The following is a 16,445-nucleotide window of genomic DNA, read 5'->3' as shown; positions in this document are numbered from 1 at the left end:
AGATTGAGTACATAGAGTGGGTGAATAGATTGAAGCTACTAGTGAAAGCACCAGCAAAGATTAATCTGTCGTTAGATGTACTGGGAAAAAGACAAGACGGATATCATGAAGTGAAAATGATTATGACAACAATCGACTTAGCAGATCGTTTAGAGCTAACGGAATTAGTAGAAGACCGTATTGAAATTTTGTCCCATAATCGGTATGTCCCAGACGACCAACGCAATTTAGCTTATCAAGCAGCAAAATTATTAAAAGAGAAGTTTAATGTAAAAAAAGGTGTATCTATTACTATTGAAAAAACGATTCCAGTAGCCGCTGGATTAGCAGGTGGAAGTAGTGATGCAGCAGCGACATTACGTGGCCTTAATAAGTTATGGAATTTAGGGCTAACAATCGATGAATTAGCAGGGCTTGGCGCAGAAATTGGGTCAGATGTATCGTTCTGTGTATATGGTGGAACTGCAATTGCCACTGGAAGAGGAGAAAAAATTGAACATATAAAGACTCCACCTTCTTGTTGGGTTATTTTGGCAAAGCCCCACATTGGTGTATCTACTGCTGACGTGTACGGAAATTTAAAATTAAATCGTGTTACTCATCCAAATGTAGATAAAATGGTTGAAGTCATTAACCATGGGGATTATAAAGGAATTTGTGATACTGTTGGTAACGTTTTAGAAGATGTGACGTTTGCGATGCATCCTGAAGTTGCACGTATTAAGGCGCAGATGAAACGCTTCGGTGCGGATGCTGTATTAATGAGTGGAAGTGGCCCAACTGTATTTGGTCTTGTACACCATGATTCGCGAATGCATCGTATATATAACGGATTAAAAGGATTTTGCGAACAAGTATATGCAGTACGCTTATTAGGAGAACGAGAAACGCTTGAATAAAGACGTATAATAAGTTATGATTTGTTTAGAATATTCGTGATTTGAGGTGAGAGTATGAAAATTAGACGAAGTACAAGATTGGTCGATATGACTTATTACTTGTTACAAAATCCTCGTCAGCTAGTTTCTCTCACTTTTTTTGCTGAAAGGTATCAATCGGCTAAATCTTCCATTAGTGAAGATTTAGTTATTATTAAGCAAACGTTTGAACAACAAGGGGTCGGCACATTGCAAACGGTACCAGGAGCAGCAGGAGGAGTGAAATATATTCCCTATATAAGTGAAGAAGAGGCAAATCTGATTATTAATGAGCTTTGTAGCTTATTTGAAAACCCAGATCGTATTTTGCCTGGCGGTTACTTATATATGACGGATCTTTTAAGTAATCCTCGCCAGATTAATGGCGCAGGTCGTTTGTTTGCTTCTGTTTTTGCTAGACAACCGATTGACGCGGTTATGACAGTAGCGACAAAAGGGATTCCGCTTGCTTATGCAGTGGCAAATTACTTAGATGTACCAGTAGTAATTGCGAGAAAAGATAACAAGGTAACAGAAGGACCCACTGTTAGTATTAACTATGTATCAGGTTCCTCTAAGCGAATCCAAACGATGACGTTAGCGAAGCGTAGCCTTCCAGAAGGCTCCAATGTTTTAATTATTGATGACTTTATGAAAGCTGGCGGAACAATTCAAGGTATGATGAGCATGCTAGAAGAGTTTAAAGCTAATGTTGTTGGAATTGGCGTATTAGTAGAATCTACGGACATTGAAGAAAGACTTATTAATAACTTTGTATCACTAATTCGTCTGTCAGAAGTTGATGTGAAAGCAAAAGCAATTCAAGTGGAAAAAGGGAACTATTCACTTGCGCCATTTGATGAGGGGCTTGTAGAGGCCGAGTAGAAAGATAAAGCAGATAGCTTTATCTTTTTTTTATCCCTATTTATAAATGATAAAATAGATGGACAAACTGCCTTTGTTGCACTATTTTTAAATAGTAAAAATAAATATTAAAGGGTGAAAAATATGAAGGTTGTTCAAACAAGCAAAGCGCCACAAGCGATTGGGCCATATTCACAAGGGATGATTGTAAATAATATGTTCTATAGTTCGGGACAAATTCCATTAACTACAAGCGGGGAACTTGTAACAGGAGATGTGACAGTACAAACAGAGCAAGTATTTCAAAATTTACAAGCGGTATTAGAAGAAGCAGGTGCTTCATTTGATACAGTGGTAAAAACGACAGTATTCTTAAAGGATATGAATGATTTTAATGCTGTTAATGAAGTATATGGCTCTTATTTCTCTACTCATAAACCAGCTCGTTCTTGTGTACAAGTAGCAAAATTACCGAAAGATGTTTCAGTTGAAATTGAAGTAATTGCCCTAGTGAAGTAAGTCTTTGTAAGCGATAACCTCTACTAATTCTTATATTCAACTAATTTAAAAATTTTTATCTTAAAAATTTTTAAAAAATTAAAGGGAAAATAGAAAATTTGTGGAATTTATACAAATATATCGCTTATTTAGAAAAGGGTGGTGAACACAAGATGGAAGTGACTGACGTAAGATTACGCCGCGTAAACACAGAAGGCCGTATGAGAGCGATTGCCTCTATTACTCTAGACCATGAATTTGTTGTTCATGATATTCGTGTAATTGATGGCAATAATGGATTATTTGTAGCAATGCCAAGTAAACGTACTCCAGATGGAGAATTCCGTGACATTGCACATCCAATTAATTCTAACACACGTTCTAAAATTCAAGATGCGGTTTTAGCAGAGTATCACCGTTTAGGCGAGTTAGAAGAAGTTGAGTTTGAAGAAGCAGGCGCTTCGTAAAATTCGAATGAAAAGGGCTTCTTAAAGAAAGCCCTATAATTTTGTAGCAAACTCCTGTAAGCATTTACAGGGGTTTGTTTTTTTGTGGAATTTTACACGTTTCTTATTTTAAATATTCATATTACATTAAAATAAAAATGAAAAACTTCTAATTTTTTCAAAATCATTTAAAATAGTATAGCTTATTTCTTAAAAAAGATACTAAAGAGTAAAACATCGTATAAGAATTATGGTAAAATTTAATAGTTATAATGTGTTTCTTGAAATATATGATGATTTAGGATAATATCTTTAATGGATAAATAGGTTGCGATGGAGGGTCTATATGTCAAACAGATTTGCAGTGATTCTGGCTGCAGGTAAAGGCACACGTATGAAGTCCAAGCTATACAAAGTGCTTCATCCTGTATGTGGAAAACCGATGGTACAACATGTAGTCGATCAAGTATCTCAATTAGGATTGCAGAAACTTGTAACAGTCGTTGGACATGGTGCCGAAAAGGTACAAGAACAGCTAGGAAACGTAAGTGAGTTTGCATTACAAGCAGAACAACTTGGTACAGCTCATGCTGTAGACCAAGCTGCAAGTGTACTTGCAAATGAAGAAGGAACAACTTTAGTTATTTGTGGTGATACACCTCTAATAACTGCTGAAACGATGGAAGCATTGCTTCAGCAACACGAAGAAGCGGGAGCAATGGCAACGGTGCTAACAGCGTACATACAAGAGCCTGCTGGATATGGCCGTATCGTTCGTAATGAGAATGGTCATGTTGAAAAGATTGTTGAGCATAAGGATGCAAATGAAAAAGAATTAGCTATTAAAGAAATCAATACAGGTACGTATTGTTTTGATAATAAAGCTCTATTTGCTTCACTTTCTAAAGTTTCAAATGATAATGTACAAGGTGAATATTACCTTCCGGATGTTATTGAGATTTTAAAAAATGAAGGTCATATCGTATCAGCTTATCAAACAGAGCACTTCGATGAAACGTTAGGTGTTAACGACAGAGTCGCTCTATCGCAAGCGGAAATTATTATGAAAAACCGTATCAACCGAAAGAATATGGTGAATGGTGTTACAATCATTGATCCAAGTAACACATACATTTCTGCTGATGCAATTATTGGCAGTGATACAGTTCTTCACCCAGGAACAGTTATTGAGGGTAACACTGTAATTGGTTCTGATTGTGAAATTGGACCACATACAGTAATTCGCGATAGTGAAATTGGAGATCGTACGGTAATTCGTCAATCTACTGTACATGAAAGTAAACTTGGTACAGAAGTATCGGTTGGTCCATTTGCACATATTCGCCCAGATTCAGTTATTGGAGATGAAGTGCGCGTTGGAAACTTCGTGGAAATCAAAAAAACTGTTTTTGGTAATAGAAGTAAAGCTTCACACTTAAGTTATATCGGGGATGCACAAGTTGGAGAAGACGTGAATCTTGGTTGTGGTTCAATTACGGTGAACTACGACGGCAAGAATAAATTTAAAACTGTGATTGGTAACGGGGTATTTATTGGATGTAATTCAAATCTTGTTGCTCCTGTAACAGTTGAAGATGGTGCTTATGTGGCAGCAGGCTCTACAATTACAGAGAATGTTCCATCAAAAGCATTATCAGTAGCACGTGCACGTCAAGTTAACAAAGAAGACTATGTTGATCAATTGCTGAATAAGAAAAAATCATAATGTGGAGGGTTAATCTAGATGTCGACTCAATATCTAAATTCTAATTTGAAAGTATTCTCTTTAAACTCTAATAAGGAACTTGCTGAGCAAATCGCAAAGCATATTGGAGTAGGGCTAGGAAAATGTTCTGTTGATCGTTTTAGTGATGGAGAAGTTCAAATTAACATTGAAGAAAGTATCCGTGGTTGCGATGTATTCATTATTCAATCTACAAGCTTCCCAGTAAACGAACATATCATGGAATTACTTATTATGATCGATGCATTAAAACGTGCATCTGCAAAAACAATTAATATTGTTATTCCTTACTATGGTTATGCGCGTCAAGACCGTAAAGCGCGTTCTCGTGAACCAATTACATCGAAACTTGTAGCAAACTTGCTTGAAACAGCAGGTGCAACTCGTGTAATCACTCTAGATTTACATGCTCCACAAATTCAAGGATTCTTTGATATCCCAATCGACCACTTAATGGGTGTACCGATTCTTTCAGATTACTTTGAGACAAAAGGTCTTAAAGATATCGTAATCGTGTCTCCTGATCACGGTGGTGTAACTCGTGCTAGAAAAATGGCAGATCGTCTTAAAGCGCCAATCGCTATTATCGATAAGCGTCGTCCTCGTCCGAATGTATCAGAGGTAATGAACATTATCGGTAACATTGAAGGCAAAACAGCAATTTTAATTGATGACATTATTGATACAGCTGGTACAATTACATTAGCGGCAAACGCTCTTGTTGAGAACGGTGCTTCTGAAGTATATGCTTGCTGTACACACCCAGTATTATCTGGCCCAGCAATTGAGCGTATTCAAAATTCGAACATTAAAGAGTTAGTTGTAACGAACTCTATTGTATTACCAGAAGACAAGAAAATTGATAAGGTACATGAACTTTCAGTTGCTCCATTAATCGGAGAAGCAATCATTCGTGTATACGAAGAAGAATCTGTAAGTGTATTATTCAATTAATTGGATAGAATGAGACGTAACCAAGCTTGGTTACGTCTTTTCGTATCGAAAAAAGAAAGTAGTGGTACAAGAATGAAATTAATAGTAGGACTTGGGAACCCAGGTAGAGAATATGAATTAACAAGGCATAATATTGGGTTTATGGCGATTGATGAACTTGCAAAGCGTTGGAATATTTCTTTGAATGAACAAAAATTCAAAGGGTTATTTGGTGCAGGCTTTGTTAACGGGGAAAAAGTAATCTTACTAAAACCACTTACATATATGAATTTATCTGGAGAAAGTATCCGTCCGGTCATGGATTATTATAAAATTGATGTCGAGGACTTCATTGTTATGTACGATGATTTAGATATTCCTGTAGGTAAATTACGCCTTCGTATGAAAGGTAGTGCGGGTGGACATAATGGTGTAAAATCAACAATTTCACATTTAGGAACACAAGAATTTCAACGTATCCGCATGGGAATCGATCGTCCGAAAAATGGGATGAAAGTAGTGGATTATGTATTAGGACGTTTTACGTCTGAAGAAATTTCCGGCGTCAATCAGTCCATTGAAAAAGCAGCTGATGCATGTGAGGAATGGTTAAATAAGCCTTTTCTTCAAATCATGAATACTTTCAATAGTTAAGCGTATAATTGGGAATATTTTATTTTATTTTAACCCATACTAGTAGTAATTGGATATTTAGGAGGCTAGTATGGAAGGATATTATTACTGCAGACATTGTGGGAACAATGTTGGTTCCATTATCGCAGAAAAAGTATATAGCGACGTTTTGTTTCAACTAACAGAGCAAGAAGTAGTGGATATGATTCATTTTCATGAGAATGGAAATATATATATAAAAACGATTTGTGAATCGTGTCAAGAAACGCTCGCATCTTATCCTGAGTATTATGAATATGAAAAATTTCTGCAATAAAATGTTGTCGCTTTGGCATGTCCAAAGCATTTTTCTGTTTTCTTTTTCCAAAATATTTGCATAAAATATAGTAACTTGCTCTTTATGTTGAGAGGAGTTTTGATAATGATAGGTTTATTAGAGCAATTTTATAAAAATGAAGAGATACAATCGGTTATTAATGGGCTAGAAGATGGGTTGAAAGAGCAACTTGTATCGGGTATGGCAACATCCTCTCGTTCATTATTAATGGCAGCTTTATATAAAAAAACAAAAAAATCACAACTTATTGTGACGCACAATTTATACCAAGCACAAAAAGTACATGAAGATTTAGTGGCGTTACTTGGTGAAAAAGATGTATGGTTATATCCAGTAAATGAATTGATTGCGTCAGAAATTGGTGTTGCAAGTCCAGAATTGAAGGCGCAGCGCATTGAAGTGTTAAATCGCTTAGCTGCGGGAGAGAATGGGATTATTGTAGCGCCAGTTGCAGGACTACGTAGATTTTTACCAATAAAAGAATTGTGGAAGCAAAGGCAAATTGAAATCAATCTAGGGCAAGAGATTGATTTAGATGCACTCTTGCATACTTTACATCATATTGGTTATGAGCGTAAGTCGATGGTAGAAGCTCCAGGGGAGTTCAGTCTGCGCGGGGGAATATTAGATATTTATCCATTAACTGAAGAATTACCATTTCGTATTGAATTCTTTGATACAGAAGTCGATTCTATTCGATTATTTGATGTGGAAGAACAGCGCTCTCAAGATAAAAGGGAAAGTGTTAGGTTCGGTCCGGCAACAGAGTTTTTATTTTCACAGGAAGAATTGAAATCGGGAATTAAGCAGCTTGAAGAAGGTTTGACTAAAACGATGCAAAAGCTTTCCGATGATAAATTAAAGACTACGGTGCTTGAGACGGTAAGTCATGAAATTGAAATGTTGAAAAATGGGCAAAGTATAGAACAAATGTTTAAATACTTATCTATTTTTTATAAAAAACCTGCTAGTCTGATAGATTATTTACCGGAAAATGGTGTAGTTATTTTAGATGAGCTTTCCCGTATTCAAGAAACAGCATCACATCTTGAAACAGAAGAAGCGGAATGGTATATCTCACTTCTTGGTGAAGGAACAATTATTCAGGATTTATCTTTCTCCCACTCATTTGAGGAGTTTCTTCATCATAAAAAAAGAAGTTTTGTATATTTAACGTTATTCTTACGTCATATAGCACATACACATCCGCAAAACATTGTGAATGTGACGTGTAAAACGATGCAAGATTTCCACGGGCAGATGCAGTTGTTAAAAACTGAAATTGATAGATGGAATGAAGGACAGTTTACGACCGTTGTGCTCGGAACAGATGATGAACGTGTGAAAAAATTACAACATATTTTAAGTGATTATGATATTGATGCAGACATTGTGGAGGCCACAGATATCTTATTGCCTGGAAAGTTACAAATTGCTGTAGGTGATTTACATGCAGGATTTGAAATGCCGATGCAAAAGTTTGTTGTTATTACTGAAAAAGAGCTTTTTCATAAGAAAGTTAAAAAATCGCAACGCAAACAAAAGTTATCTAACGCTGAACGTATTAAAAGTTATTCGGAATTAAAAGTTGGAGACTATGTAGTTCATGTAAACCATGGTATAGGTAAATTTTTAGGTATTGAGACATTAGAGATTAACGGTGTTCATAAAGATTATTTAAATATTAAATATCAAGGTAATGATAAGTTATACGTTCCAATTGAACAAATTGACCAAGTGCAAAAATATGTAGGATCTGAAGGTAAGGATCCAAAAGTTTATAAATTGGGCGGAAATGATTGGAAGAAGGTCAAAACGAAAGTTGAAAAATCTGTACAAGACATTGCAGATGACCTAATTAAATTATATGCCGAGCGCGAAGCTTCAAAAGGTTATGCATATACGCCAGATACGGCAGAACAACAAGAATTTGAATCTTCTTTCCCATATCAAGAGACAGAGGATCAATTACGTTCTATTGAAGAGATTAAGAAAGATATGGAACGCGGACGTCCGATGGATAGACTTCTTTGTGGTGACGTAGGGTATGGAAAGACTGAAGTAGCTATTCGTGCGGCATTTAAAGCAATTATGGATGAAAAACAAGTTGCGATTTTAGTACCGACAACAATCCTTGCACAACAACACTATGAAACAATTCGAGAGCGTTTTCAAGATTACCCAATTAATATAGGGTTACTAAGTAGATTCCGTACGCGGAAACAACAAAATGAAACGATTAAGGGTTTAAAAGATGGAACGGTGGATATTGTAATCGGAACGCATCGTATTTTATCTAAAGATGTTACTTATAAAGATTTAGGACTTCTTATTATTGATGAGGAACAAAGATTCGGCGTTACGCATAAAGAAAAAATTAAACAATTGAAAGCAAATGTTGACGTGTTAACATTAACGGCAACGCCGATTCCACGTACCCTACATATGTCTATGCTTGGTGTGCGCGATTTATCTGTTATTGAGACACCGCCAGAGAATCGTTTCCCAGTACAGACATATGTAGTAGAGTATAATCCAGCGTTAATGCGAGAAGCGATAGAGCGAGAGCTTGCAAGAGGTGGTCAAATTTACTTCCTATATAACCGTGTGGAGGATATTGAAAGAAAAGCAGATGAAATTTCGATGTTAGTTCCAGATGCGCGTGTAACATACGCACACGGGAAAATGAATGAAGGTGAATTAGAGTCTGTTATGCTATCGTTTTTAGAAGGGCAGCATGATGTTCTTGTAAGTACAACGATTATTGAGACGGGTGTAGATATTCCGAATGTAAATACATTAATTGTATTTGATGCAGATCGTATGGGATTATCGCAGTTGTATCAGCTTCGTGGGCGCGTTGGACGTTCTAATCGCGTCGCGTATGCATACTTTGCATACAAACGCGATAAAGTGTTATCGGAAGTTGCAGAGAAGCGTTTGCAGGCAATTAAAGAGTTCACAGAGCTTGGATCTGGCTTCAAAATTGCGATGAGAGACTTATCAATTCGTGGTGCGGGTAACTTGTTAGGGGCAGAACAACATGGATTTATTGATTCTGTCGGATTTGATCTGTATTCTCAAATGTTAAAAGATGCAATTGAACAACGTAGAGGAACAGACGGAGTTGAAAATATGGTTAATGTTGAAATTGATTTAGAAGTAGATGCATATTTACCGGATGCTTATATTTCAGATAGTAAACAAAAAATTATGATGTATAAACAATTTAGAGGTGTTTCTGCAATTGAGGATATTGAAGAGTTGCAGGAAGAGATGATCGATAGATTTGGCGATTATCCACAAGAAGTTGGTTATTTATTACAAATTGCAAACATTAAAGTGTTGGCAATGAAAGAACAAATTGAGTTAATTAAGCAAAATAAATTTGAAGTAACATTCCTGTTTTCTGAACAAGCGAGCCAAAATATCGATGGTGGAAAATTATTCATGCTTGGGAATAGCTTTGGTCGTATGATCGGTCTTGGCATGGAAGGGTCACAATTGAAAATTGTTATGAAAACGAATGGCTTAGAGACATCGAAATGGTTAACAATTGCTGAAAATTTATTAAAAGGTTTGCCAGATGTAAAAAAAGAAGTAATAAATGCCTAATATAAGATAAAAAAATGCAATTCGACGTGCATAGAAGAACTAATGTGTAAAATACTATGTTTAACAGTTGGTGATTTTTACATGAACAGGTAAATTCACCACTTTGATCATCAGTAGAAAGTGAGGCAGCATTAGAATGAAAGCAACTGGAATCGTACGTCGAATTGATGATTTAGGCAGGGTAGTAATTCCGAAGGAAATTCGTAGAACTTTACGTATTCGTGAGGGAGACCCTTTAGAGATTTTTGTTGATCGCGATGGAGAAGTCATTTTGAAAAAATATTCTCCGATTAGTGAACTAGGTGATTTTGCAAAAGAATATACGGAAGCTTTATACGATAGCTTAGGACATAATGTGCTTGTATGCGATCGTGATTCTATTATCGCAGTAGCGGGCGTATCTAAAAAAGAATACTTAAATAAAAGTGTTGGCGATTTAATTGAGAAGACAATGGAAGAGCGTAAGTCTGTAATTATGACAGATGAAAGTGAAATTTCAATTATTGATGGAGTAGCAGAAAGAGTTAGCTCCTATACAATTGGCCCGATTGTTGCGAATGGAGATCCAATTGGAGCTGTTATTATCTTCTCTAAAGAGGCTATTATAAGTGAAGTAGAGCATAAGTCAGTAAATACAGCTGCAAGCTTTTTAGCGAAACAAATGGAGCAGTAAGGTCATATCGAATTTTAGAAGTAGCAATCTTTCCTAATTATGATATTTCTTCTTAAGAAATCAATTATTTGGAGATGTAGGTATATCGAATGAAGGTAGCGTTTTGCTACCTTTTTTCGTTGAATATTTTTGAAATTGAAAGAAGTCATTATTACTCGCGTATGCAAGGGAGTTTGTTTTTTTCTTTATGATATAATACGAGGGGTGAGAATAGAAAAAGGAGTTTTCTTGTATGGAAGCGAAGAAGTATCAAGCCTTTTGGCGTGGGGCTATTATATTAACAATCGCAAGTTTTGTTACGAAAGTATTAAGCGCTTTTTACCGTATTCCATATCAAAATATAGCGGGTGATATTGGTTTTTATATTTACCAACAAATTTATCCGTTTTATGGATTTTGTTTAATTTTAGCTACTTATGGATTTCCCATTATTATTTCAAAAATGGTCGCAGAAAGATTAGAACGAGGAAAACAAAAAGAAGCAGAAGAAATTATTTGTGTATCTTTTTGGTTTTTATTAGGGATTGGCTTTATAGGATTTTTTACATTATTCTTTGGGGCCGAAACAATTGCATCGGCTATGGGCGATATACATTTAGATAAATTATTACGTGTCATTTCGTTTTCATTTCTACTAATGCCATTCTTATCTGTAGCGAGAGGGTATTTTCAAGGGTTCAATAATATGATGCCGACAGCTGTTTCACAAGTAATTGAACAAACGATTCGTGTTTCTATTATTGTATTTTTATCACTATTCCTTATTGCTCACGGATTTGACCTATATACAGTAGGTGCAGGTGCTATGGTAGGTTCGATCGCAGGCGGGCTTATTGGGATTATTGTACTTTTACTTTATATGCGCCATGATTTTCGAGCTATTTTCTTCAAAAGTTGGAAGAGTATTAGAAATAAAAAAAGGATTATTAAAATCCTTTTTTGGCAGGGGTTAGCGATTTGTGTTAGTAATTTAGTCCTTATTTTTATACAAATGGCTGATTCTGTTTCCTTTTATACTTTGCTTATCCGCGCGGGAGAGCAAGTTGAAAATGCAAAGGTACTAAAAGGGGTTTATGATAGAAGTATCCCGCTTATGCAACTAGGTACTGTTGTGACAACTTCTTTCTCGTTGTCACTTATTCCTATTATTACAGCGGCGAAGGAAAGAGGAGATCTTTCATTTATTAAAGAAAAGGTAAAGTTAGCAATGAAAATAACATTTGTTATTGGATTTGCATCGGCTATTGGACTAACTTGTATTATTCAACCTACAAATATTATGTTGTTTGAAAATAGTGATGGATCAGATGTGTTATCGATTTTATCTTTATCTATTTTATTTAGTTCATTGTCAATTACAACTGCTTCTATTTTGCAGGGGCTGGGACAAACATTAAAACCAGCAATATTCGTTGTATTTGGTGGTTGTTTGAAGCTAGCGTTAAACTATATATTAATGCCGTACTTTGATGTAAAAGGAGCTGCAATTGCAACTTTAGTTACACTTATTGTAATCGCCTTGCTAAATAGTGGATTACTTATGCGAGCTGTATCGGGGTCACTTATTGATAAGCGGAATATGTTAGGTATAGCTATTAGTGGTATCGGTATGGGATTTGTATTAATAGTATTTATGCGTGTATCACAAATGTCTGGATTAGTAATTGATACAGGACATAGAGGAATCGCAACAATTGAAGCGTTGTTAGGTGTAGCTATTGGTGGATTGACATATACGTTTTTAATTTTAAAATTATGTGTATTTACAAAAGAAGAATTAGGAACCGTTATGAAACAAGAGAAAAAAGAAGGCTCATTGAAGAAGAGTGGATAGAGGTGGCAGGTTGTGAGTGGAATCATTACTATTTTGGGATTAGGTGCTGGCGAGTTAGATCAGTTGACGATGGGTGTATATCGAAAGATAAAAGAAGCGGACCATATGTTTGTTAGAACGAAGGAGCATCCAGTTATAGAAGAATTGGAAAAAGAAGGTATAAAGTATACAGCTTTTGATAATGTATATGAAGCACATGATACATTTGAAATCGTATATGAAACAATCGCGAATACATTACTGGAACAAGCTAAAGGTGCAGAAATTATTTATGCTGTTCCAGGTCATCCGCTTGTAGCAGAAAGAACCGTTCAGCTCCTTTTGCAAAAAGGAGAAGTGGCAAATGTTGAAGTGCGAATTGAAGGTGGACAAAGTTTCCTTGATCCGATGTTTGCAAGTTTAAAAATTGATCCGATCGAAGGATTCCAATTAATTGATGCTACATCATTTGAAAGAGGGCAATTAGAATTACGTCAACATTTAATCTTTTGCCAAGTGTATGATGCGTTCGTTGCTTCGGATGTGAAGCTAACGTTAATGGAGATGTTGCCAGATGATTACGAAGTGTACATTGTAACAGCTGCAGGAACTTCATTTGAGCAAGTGAAAAAGGTGCCGTTATACATGTTGGATCATGAAACGGAATTAAATAATTTAACGAGTGTATATGTACCGCCAGTTAAGGCACGTGCGTCCTTATATCAGCAGTTTGATGTGCTTAGAGAAATTATTGCTGATCTGCGTGGACCGAATGGTTGTCCATGGGATAAAAAGCAGACGCATCAATCTTTAAAGAAATACTTAATTGAAGAAGCGTATGAAGTGTTAGAAGCAATTGATGAAGAGGATGATGATCACTTAGTAGAAGAGCTGGGTGATATATTATTGCAAGTTATGCTCCATGCCCAAATTGGAGAGGATGAAGGTTGGTTCTCGATAGATGATATTATTCGAACTTTATCTGAGAAAATGGTTCGTCGTCATCCACATGTGTTTGGAAATACAGATGTAAATAATGCTGATGAAGTGATTGTGAATTGGGAAGAAATTAAAAAACAAGAAAAAGGATTCGTAAAAGAATCTGTTTTAACTGGAATTCCAAAAAGTTTACCGCAATTAATGCGTGCTTATGAAATTCAGAAGAAGGCTGGAAAAGTTGGGTTTGATTGGGTTGATGTGCAGCCGATGATAGAGAAAGCCTTAGAAGAATGGCAAGAATTCCAGCAAGAAGTTATAAATATGGATGAGGAAAAGATGCTAGGTGAATTTGGTGACTTACTATTTGCATTTGTTAATATAGCTCGTCATTATAACTTAGATCCAGAAGAAGCGTTACGTTCAACTAATGAGAAATTTATGGGCCGTTTTTTATACATGGAAGCAAAAGTAGCCGAAATGAATAAAGAAATGCAAGATTTATCATTAGAACAGTTAGATGTTTTATGGGAAGAGGCAAAACAAACAGAGCGCTAATAGGGGGATTTGATATGCGTCTAGATAAGTTTTTGAAAGTATCACGTTTAATTAAAAGAAGAACATTAGCAAAAGAAGTATCTGATCAAGGAAGAATATCGATCAATGGCCAAGTGGCAAAAGCGAGTTCAGATGTAAAAGTGGATGATGAATTAACAATTCGTTTCGGCCAAAAGATAGTAACTGTGAAAGTAAACGAATTGAAAGAAACAACTAAAAAAGAAGATGCGGCAAACATGTATAGTATGGTTCGCGAAGAAAAAGTAAAAGCGGAAGAAGGCTTGTTCTAAAGTCGGTTACCCCTTCATACATTACTATTAGCTAGTATAAAGCTATGGGGGGATTTTCGTGAATAATGGTTACTCACCTATGTCTTCTAATCAACAAAATGTTTCTGTAGAGCATGATATTATCATGCGTGGCAGGCGTGTAATCGATATTACTGGTGTAAAGCAAGTGGAGAGTTTTGATAGCGAAGAATTTTTACTCGAGACTGTAATGGGCTTTTTAACAATTCGTGGTCAAAATTTGCAAATGAAGAATTTAGATGTAGAAAAGGGTGTTGTATCGATTAAAGGGAAAGTTCATGAGATGCTGTATATTGATGAGAACCAAGGGGAGAAAACTAAAGGCTTCTTTAGTAAGTTGTTTAAATGAGCCTAACAGTCCAGTTGTATACAATGCTTTCAATGATTGGAATGGGTGCTTGGATTGGTGCATCTTTAGATACATATCAACGGTTTTTAAAACGCCAAGAGCGTAAGCGTTGGCTTGTATTTATACACGATATACTATTTTGGATTGTCCAAGCATTATTCGTTTTTTATGTATTACTGCTTGTGAATGAAGCTGAACTACGTATATATGTATTTTTGGCATTATTATGTGGTTTTGCAGCATATCAAAGCTTATTGAAAGCATTATACATGAAGATGTTAAATTTTCTCATCTATATTTTTGTACAAACAACACAATTTTTTGTTCGAATTATACAGCTACTCATGATAAAACCTGTTATTATTATAGCGCAGCTATTTATTGCATTTATATTATTCTTATTTCGTATACTGCTTTCAATTGGACATGTGTTATGGAAAATGGTGATTTGGATATTACTTTTCATATGGAAAGTTTTTGTCTGGCCTGTTCGATTTATTGCTTCGCTCATATGGAAACTTCTCCCTAATCGTGTTAAACTTTTTATAATGAAGCATGTAGGGTTCCTGCAATATGTAGCAAAATTGAAGGGACATATCTTCCAATTATGGGAGCGTATAAAAAAGAAGTTAGGGGGACCTCGGAAATGAGGGAACTGAGACAAAGAACAATCGAAAAACAGAGTCCAAATCCTGTTAAAGAGCATATAATACAAACGGATGAGAACGGGAAGCGACTTTATCGCCGTTTAGCGGTTTTTCTTGTCTTTGCTTTTACAATTATTGCTAGTATTAGTGTGACGTTTTATCAACAAAACAGTTCCATTAAAGCAAAAGAAGCAAAAGTTAAGGACATGAAAAAAGAACTGGATTCATTAACGAAAAAAGAAAAGAATCTAAAAGATGAAGTTCAAAAGTTGAATGATGAAGAGTACGTTTTAAAGATTGCTAGAAGGGATTATTTCTTCTCCGGAAAAGGGGAGATAATTTTTCCTGTTTCTAAGTAGAGTATGTCTTATTGACACTATATTTTAGGATTATATATAATAAAGTAAAATTTGACTTTTTAACCACTAAGGAGGAGCATTTTTTTTATGTCAATCGAGGTAGGCAGCAAGTTACAGGGTAAAGTAACAGGTATTACAAATTTTGGGGCTTTTGTGGAGCTGCCAGAAGGCTTAACGGGTCTTGTTCATATTAGTGAGGTTGCTGATAATTATGTGAAAGATATCAACGATCACTTAAAAGTGGGCGACCAAGTAGAAGTAAAAGTTATTAATGTTGAAAAAGATGGAAAAATTGGTCTATCTATTAAAAAAGCGAAAGAACGTGAAAAAACAGAAGGAGATCGTCCACGTGGTGAATACCAACGCGGTGGTGATCAACAACGTTCTGGACGTCCACAACGTAATAATCGTTCTTTCAACAGAGATAACCGCGGTGGCGGTAACGACCGAGCTCCAAAAGAAACATTTGAGCAAAAGATGGCACGCTTTTTAAAAGATAGTGAAGATCGTTTAACTTCTTTAAAGCGTAACACAGAATCTAAACGTGGTGGCCGTGGCGCACGTCGCGGATAATAAGTCCGTTTAATTCTGAACATATAGAGAGGTACCCAGAGTGATTACTCGGGGTGCTTTTTTATATGGAAGAATATATTTTAAAAAAGTTTTTGAGATGTATTGACTTTAAAGTATATCTGATGTAAGATACTAATTGTCCGTTAAATAAGACGACATGGCGGTGTAGCTCAGCTGGCTAGAGCGTACGGTTCATACCCGTGAGGTCGGGGGTTCGATCCCCTCCGCCGCTATATTTAATT

At 35.9% G+C, this 16,445-nt stretch carries 17 protein-coding genes and 1 tRNA gene; all 18 read left to right on the top strand.

The window, feature by feature from the left end; translation table 11 throughout:
• Positions 1-29 precede the first annotated feature (29 nt).
• The 18 genes from ispE (at position 30) to ACTFQM_RS26410 (ending at position 16,436) form a co-directional block, all read left to right on the top strand.
• Positions 30-899, top strand: a complete 870-nt coding sequence (gene ispE / locus ACTFQM_RS26495; protein WP_131801217.1) for a 4-(cytidine 5'-diphospho)-2-C-methyl-D-erythritol kinase — start codon at positions 30-32, stop codon at positions 897-899.
• A 54-nt stretch (positions 900-953) separates the two neighbouring features.
• Positions 954-1,802, top strand: coding sequence for a pur operon repressor (gene purR, locus ACTFQM_RS26490; RefSeq protein WP_265623835.1), 849 nt, complete (start codon positions 954-956; stop codon positions 1,800-1,802).
• 123 nt (positions 1,803-1,925) lie between these two features.
• Entirely contained in the window at positions 1,926-2,300 is a 375-nt protein-coding gene (locus tag ACTFQM_RS26485) for a RidA family protein (protein WP_440036914.1), read from the top strand.
• Positions 2,301-2,452: 152 nt separating this feature from the next.
• Complete coding sequence (gene spoVG, locus ACTFQM_RS26480; protein WP_002174553.1) at positions 2,453-2,746, top strand: septation regulator SpoVG; 294 nt, start codon at positions 2,453-2,455, stop codon at positions 2,744-2,746.
• A gap of 325 nt (positions 2,747-3,071) precedes the next feature.
• On the top strand, positions 3,072-4,451 hold the full coding sequence (gene glmU, locus ACTFQM_RS26475) for a bifunctional UDP-N-acetylglucosamine diphosphorylase/glucosamine-1-phosphate N-acetyltransferase GlmU (protein ID WP_440036912.1): 1,380 nt from the start codon (positions 3,072-3,074) through the stop codon (positions 4,449-4,451).
• Positions 4,452-4,469: 18 nt separating this feature from the next.
• A complete protein-coding gene (locus ACTFQM_RS26470; protein WP_002174555.1) occupies positions 4,470-5,423 on the top strand; it encodes a ribose-phosphate diphosphokinase in 954 nt (317 codons plus the stop codon).
• A gap of 72 nt (positions 5,424-5,495) precedes the next feature.
• Positions 5,496-6,056, top strand: a complete 561-nt coding sequence (gene pth / locus ACTFQM_RS26465) for an aminoacyl-tRNA hydrolase (RefSeq protein WP_440036929.1) — start codon at positions 5,496-5,498, stop codon at positions 6,054-6,056.
• A gap of 70 nt (positions 6,057-6,126) precedes the next feature.
• Positions 6,127-6,351: an anti-sigma-F factor Fin family protein gene (locus ACTFQM_RS26460; protein WP_002174557.1), complete on the top strand. Its 225-nt coding sequence runs from the start codon at positions 6,127-6,129 to the stop codon at positions 6,349-6,351.
• A 105-nt stretch (positions 6,352-6,456) separates the two neighbouring features.
• On the top strand, positions 6,457-9,987 hold the full coding sequence (mfd, locus tag ACTFQM_RS26455) for a transcription-repair coupling factor (protein ID WP_440036910.1): 3,531 nt from the start codon (positions 6,457-6,459) through the stop codon (positions 9,985-9,987).
• 136 nt (positions 9,988-10,123) lie between these two features.
• The gene (gene spoVT / locus ACTFQM_RS26450; protein ID WP_002174559.1) at positions 10,124-10,660 is read left to right on the top strand and encodes a stage V sporulation protein T; all 537 of its coding nucleotides are present in this window, start codon (positions 10,124-10,126) and stop codon (positions 10,658-10,660) included.
• A 232-nt stretch (positions 10,661-10,892) separates the two neighbouring features.
• Entirely contained in the window at positions 10,893-12,494 is a 1,602-nt protein-coding gene (locus tag ACTFQM_RS26445; RefSeq protein ID WP_440036908.1) for a putative polysaccharide biosynthesis protein, read from the top strand.
• A 12-nt stretch (positions 12,495-12,506) separates the two neighbouring features.
• On the top strand, positions 12,507-13,967 hold the full coding sequence (gene mazG, locus ACTFQM_RS26440) for a nucleoside triphosphate pyrophosphohydrolase (protein ID WP_400531670.1): 1,461 nt from the start codon (positions 12,507-12,509) through the stop codon (positions 13,965-13,967).
• Positions 13,968-13,981: 14 nt separating this feature from the next.
• Complete coding sequence (locus ACTFQM_RS26435; protein WP_002174562.1) at positions 13,982-14,257, top strand: RNA-binding S4 domain-containing protein; 276 nt, start codon at positions 13,982-13,984, stop codon at positions 14,255-14,257.
• 58 nt (positions 14,258-14,315) lie between these two features.
• Positions 14,316-14,624, top strand: a complete 309-nt coding sequence (gene yabP / locus ACTFQM_RS26430; RefSeq protein ID WP_001059101.1) for a sporulation protein YabP — start codon at positions 14,316-14,318, stop codon at positions 14,622-14,624.
• A complete protein-coding gene (yabQ, locus tag ACTFQM_RS26425) occupies positions 14,621-15,274 on the top strand; it encodes a spore cortex biosynthesis protein YabQ (RefSeq protein WP_048375170.1) in 654 nt (217 codons plus the stop codon). Before yabP ends, yabQ begins: the two co-directional genes overlap by 4 nt.
• The gene (gene divIC, locus ACTFQM_RS26420; RefSeq protein WP_002174564.1) at positions 15,271-15,630 is read left to right on the top strand and encodes a cell division protein DivIC; all 360 of its coding nucleotides are present in this window, start codon (positions 15,271-15,273) and stop codon (positions 15,628-15,630) included. Before yabQ ends, divIC begins: the two co-directional genes overlap by 4 nt.
• A gap of 87 nt (positions 15,631-15,717) precedes the next feature.
• Complete coding sequence (locus tag ACTFQM_RS26415) at positions 15,718-16,203, top strand: S1 domain-containing RNA-binding protein (RefSeq protein WP_000021451.1); 486 nt, start codon at positions 15,718-15,720, stop codon at positions 16,201-16,203.
• 159 nt (positions 16,204-16,362) lie between these two features.
• A tRNA-Met gene (locus ACTFQM_RS26410) sits at positions 16,363-16,436 on the top strand.
• Positions 16,437-16,445: the final 9 nt, after the last annotated feature.

The organism is Bacillus cereus group sp. MYBK30-2 (assembly GCF_051915945.1).
In the GTDB taxonomy this organism is placed as follows: domain Bacteria; phylum Bacillota; class Bacilli; order Bacillales; family Bacillaceae_G; genus Bacillus_A; species Bacillus_A paramycoides.
Note: the sequence above shows the minus strand (reverse complement) of the source record. Positions and strands in the feature narration are given on the sequence as shown.

Coding starts and splice junctions, on each gene's coding strand:
- purR (WP_265623835.1), top strand. CDS start 954: ATGAAAATTAGACGAAGTACAAGATTGGTCGATATGACTTATTACTTG.
- ACTFQM_RS26485 (WP_440036914.1), top strand. CDS start 1,926: ATGAAGGTTGTTCAAACAAGCAAAGCGCCACAAGCGATTGGGCCATAT.
- spoVG (WP_002174553.1), top strand. CDS start 2,453: ATGGAAGTGACTGACGTAAGATTACGCCGCGTAAACACAGAAGGCCGT.
- glmU (WP_440036912.1), top strand. CDS start 3,072: ATGTCAAACAGATTTGCAGTGATTCTGGCTGCAGGTAAAGGCACACGT.
- ACTFQM_RS26470 (WP_002174555.1), top strand. CDS start 4,470: ATGTCGACTCAATATCTAAATTCTAATTTGAAAGTATTCTCTTTAAAC.
- pth (WP_440036929.1), top strand. CDS start 5,496: ATGAAATTAATAGTAGGACTTGGGAACCCAGGTAGAGAATATGAATTA.
- ACTFQM_RS26460 (WP_002174557.1), top strand. CDS start 6,127: ATGGAAGGATATTATTACTGCAGACATTGTGGGAACAATGTTGGTTCC.
- mfd (WP_440036910.1), top strand. CDS start 6,457: ATGATAGGTTTATTAGAGCAATTTTATAAAAATGAAGAGATACAATCG.
- spoVT (WP_002174559.1), top strand. CDS start 10,124: ATGAAAGCAACTGGAATCGTACGTCGAATTGATGATTTAGGCAGGGTA.
- ACTFQM_RS26445 (WP_440036908.1), top strand. CDS start 10,893: ATGGAAGCGAAGAAGTATCAAGCCTTTTGGCGTGGGGCTATTATATTA.
- ACTFQM_RS26435 (WP_002174562.1), top strand. CDS start 13,982: ATGCGTCTAGATAAGTTTTTGAAAGTATCACGTTTAATTAAAAGAAGA.
- yabQ (WP_048375170.1), top strand. CDS start 14,621: ATGAGCCTAACAGTCCAGTTGTATACAATGCTTTCAATGATTGGAATG.
- divIC (WP_002174564.1), top strand. CDS start 15,271: ATGAGGGAACTGAGACAAAGAACAATCGAAAAACAGAGTCCAAATCCT.
- ACTFQM_RS26415 (WP_000021451.1), top strand. CDS start 15,718: ATGTCAATCGAGGTAGGCAGCAAGTTACAGGGTAAAGTAACAGGTATT.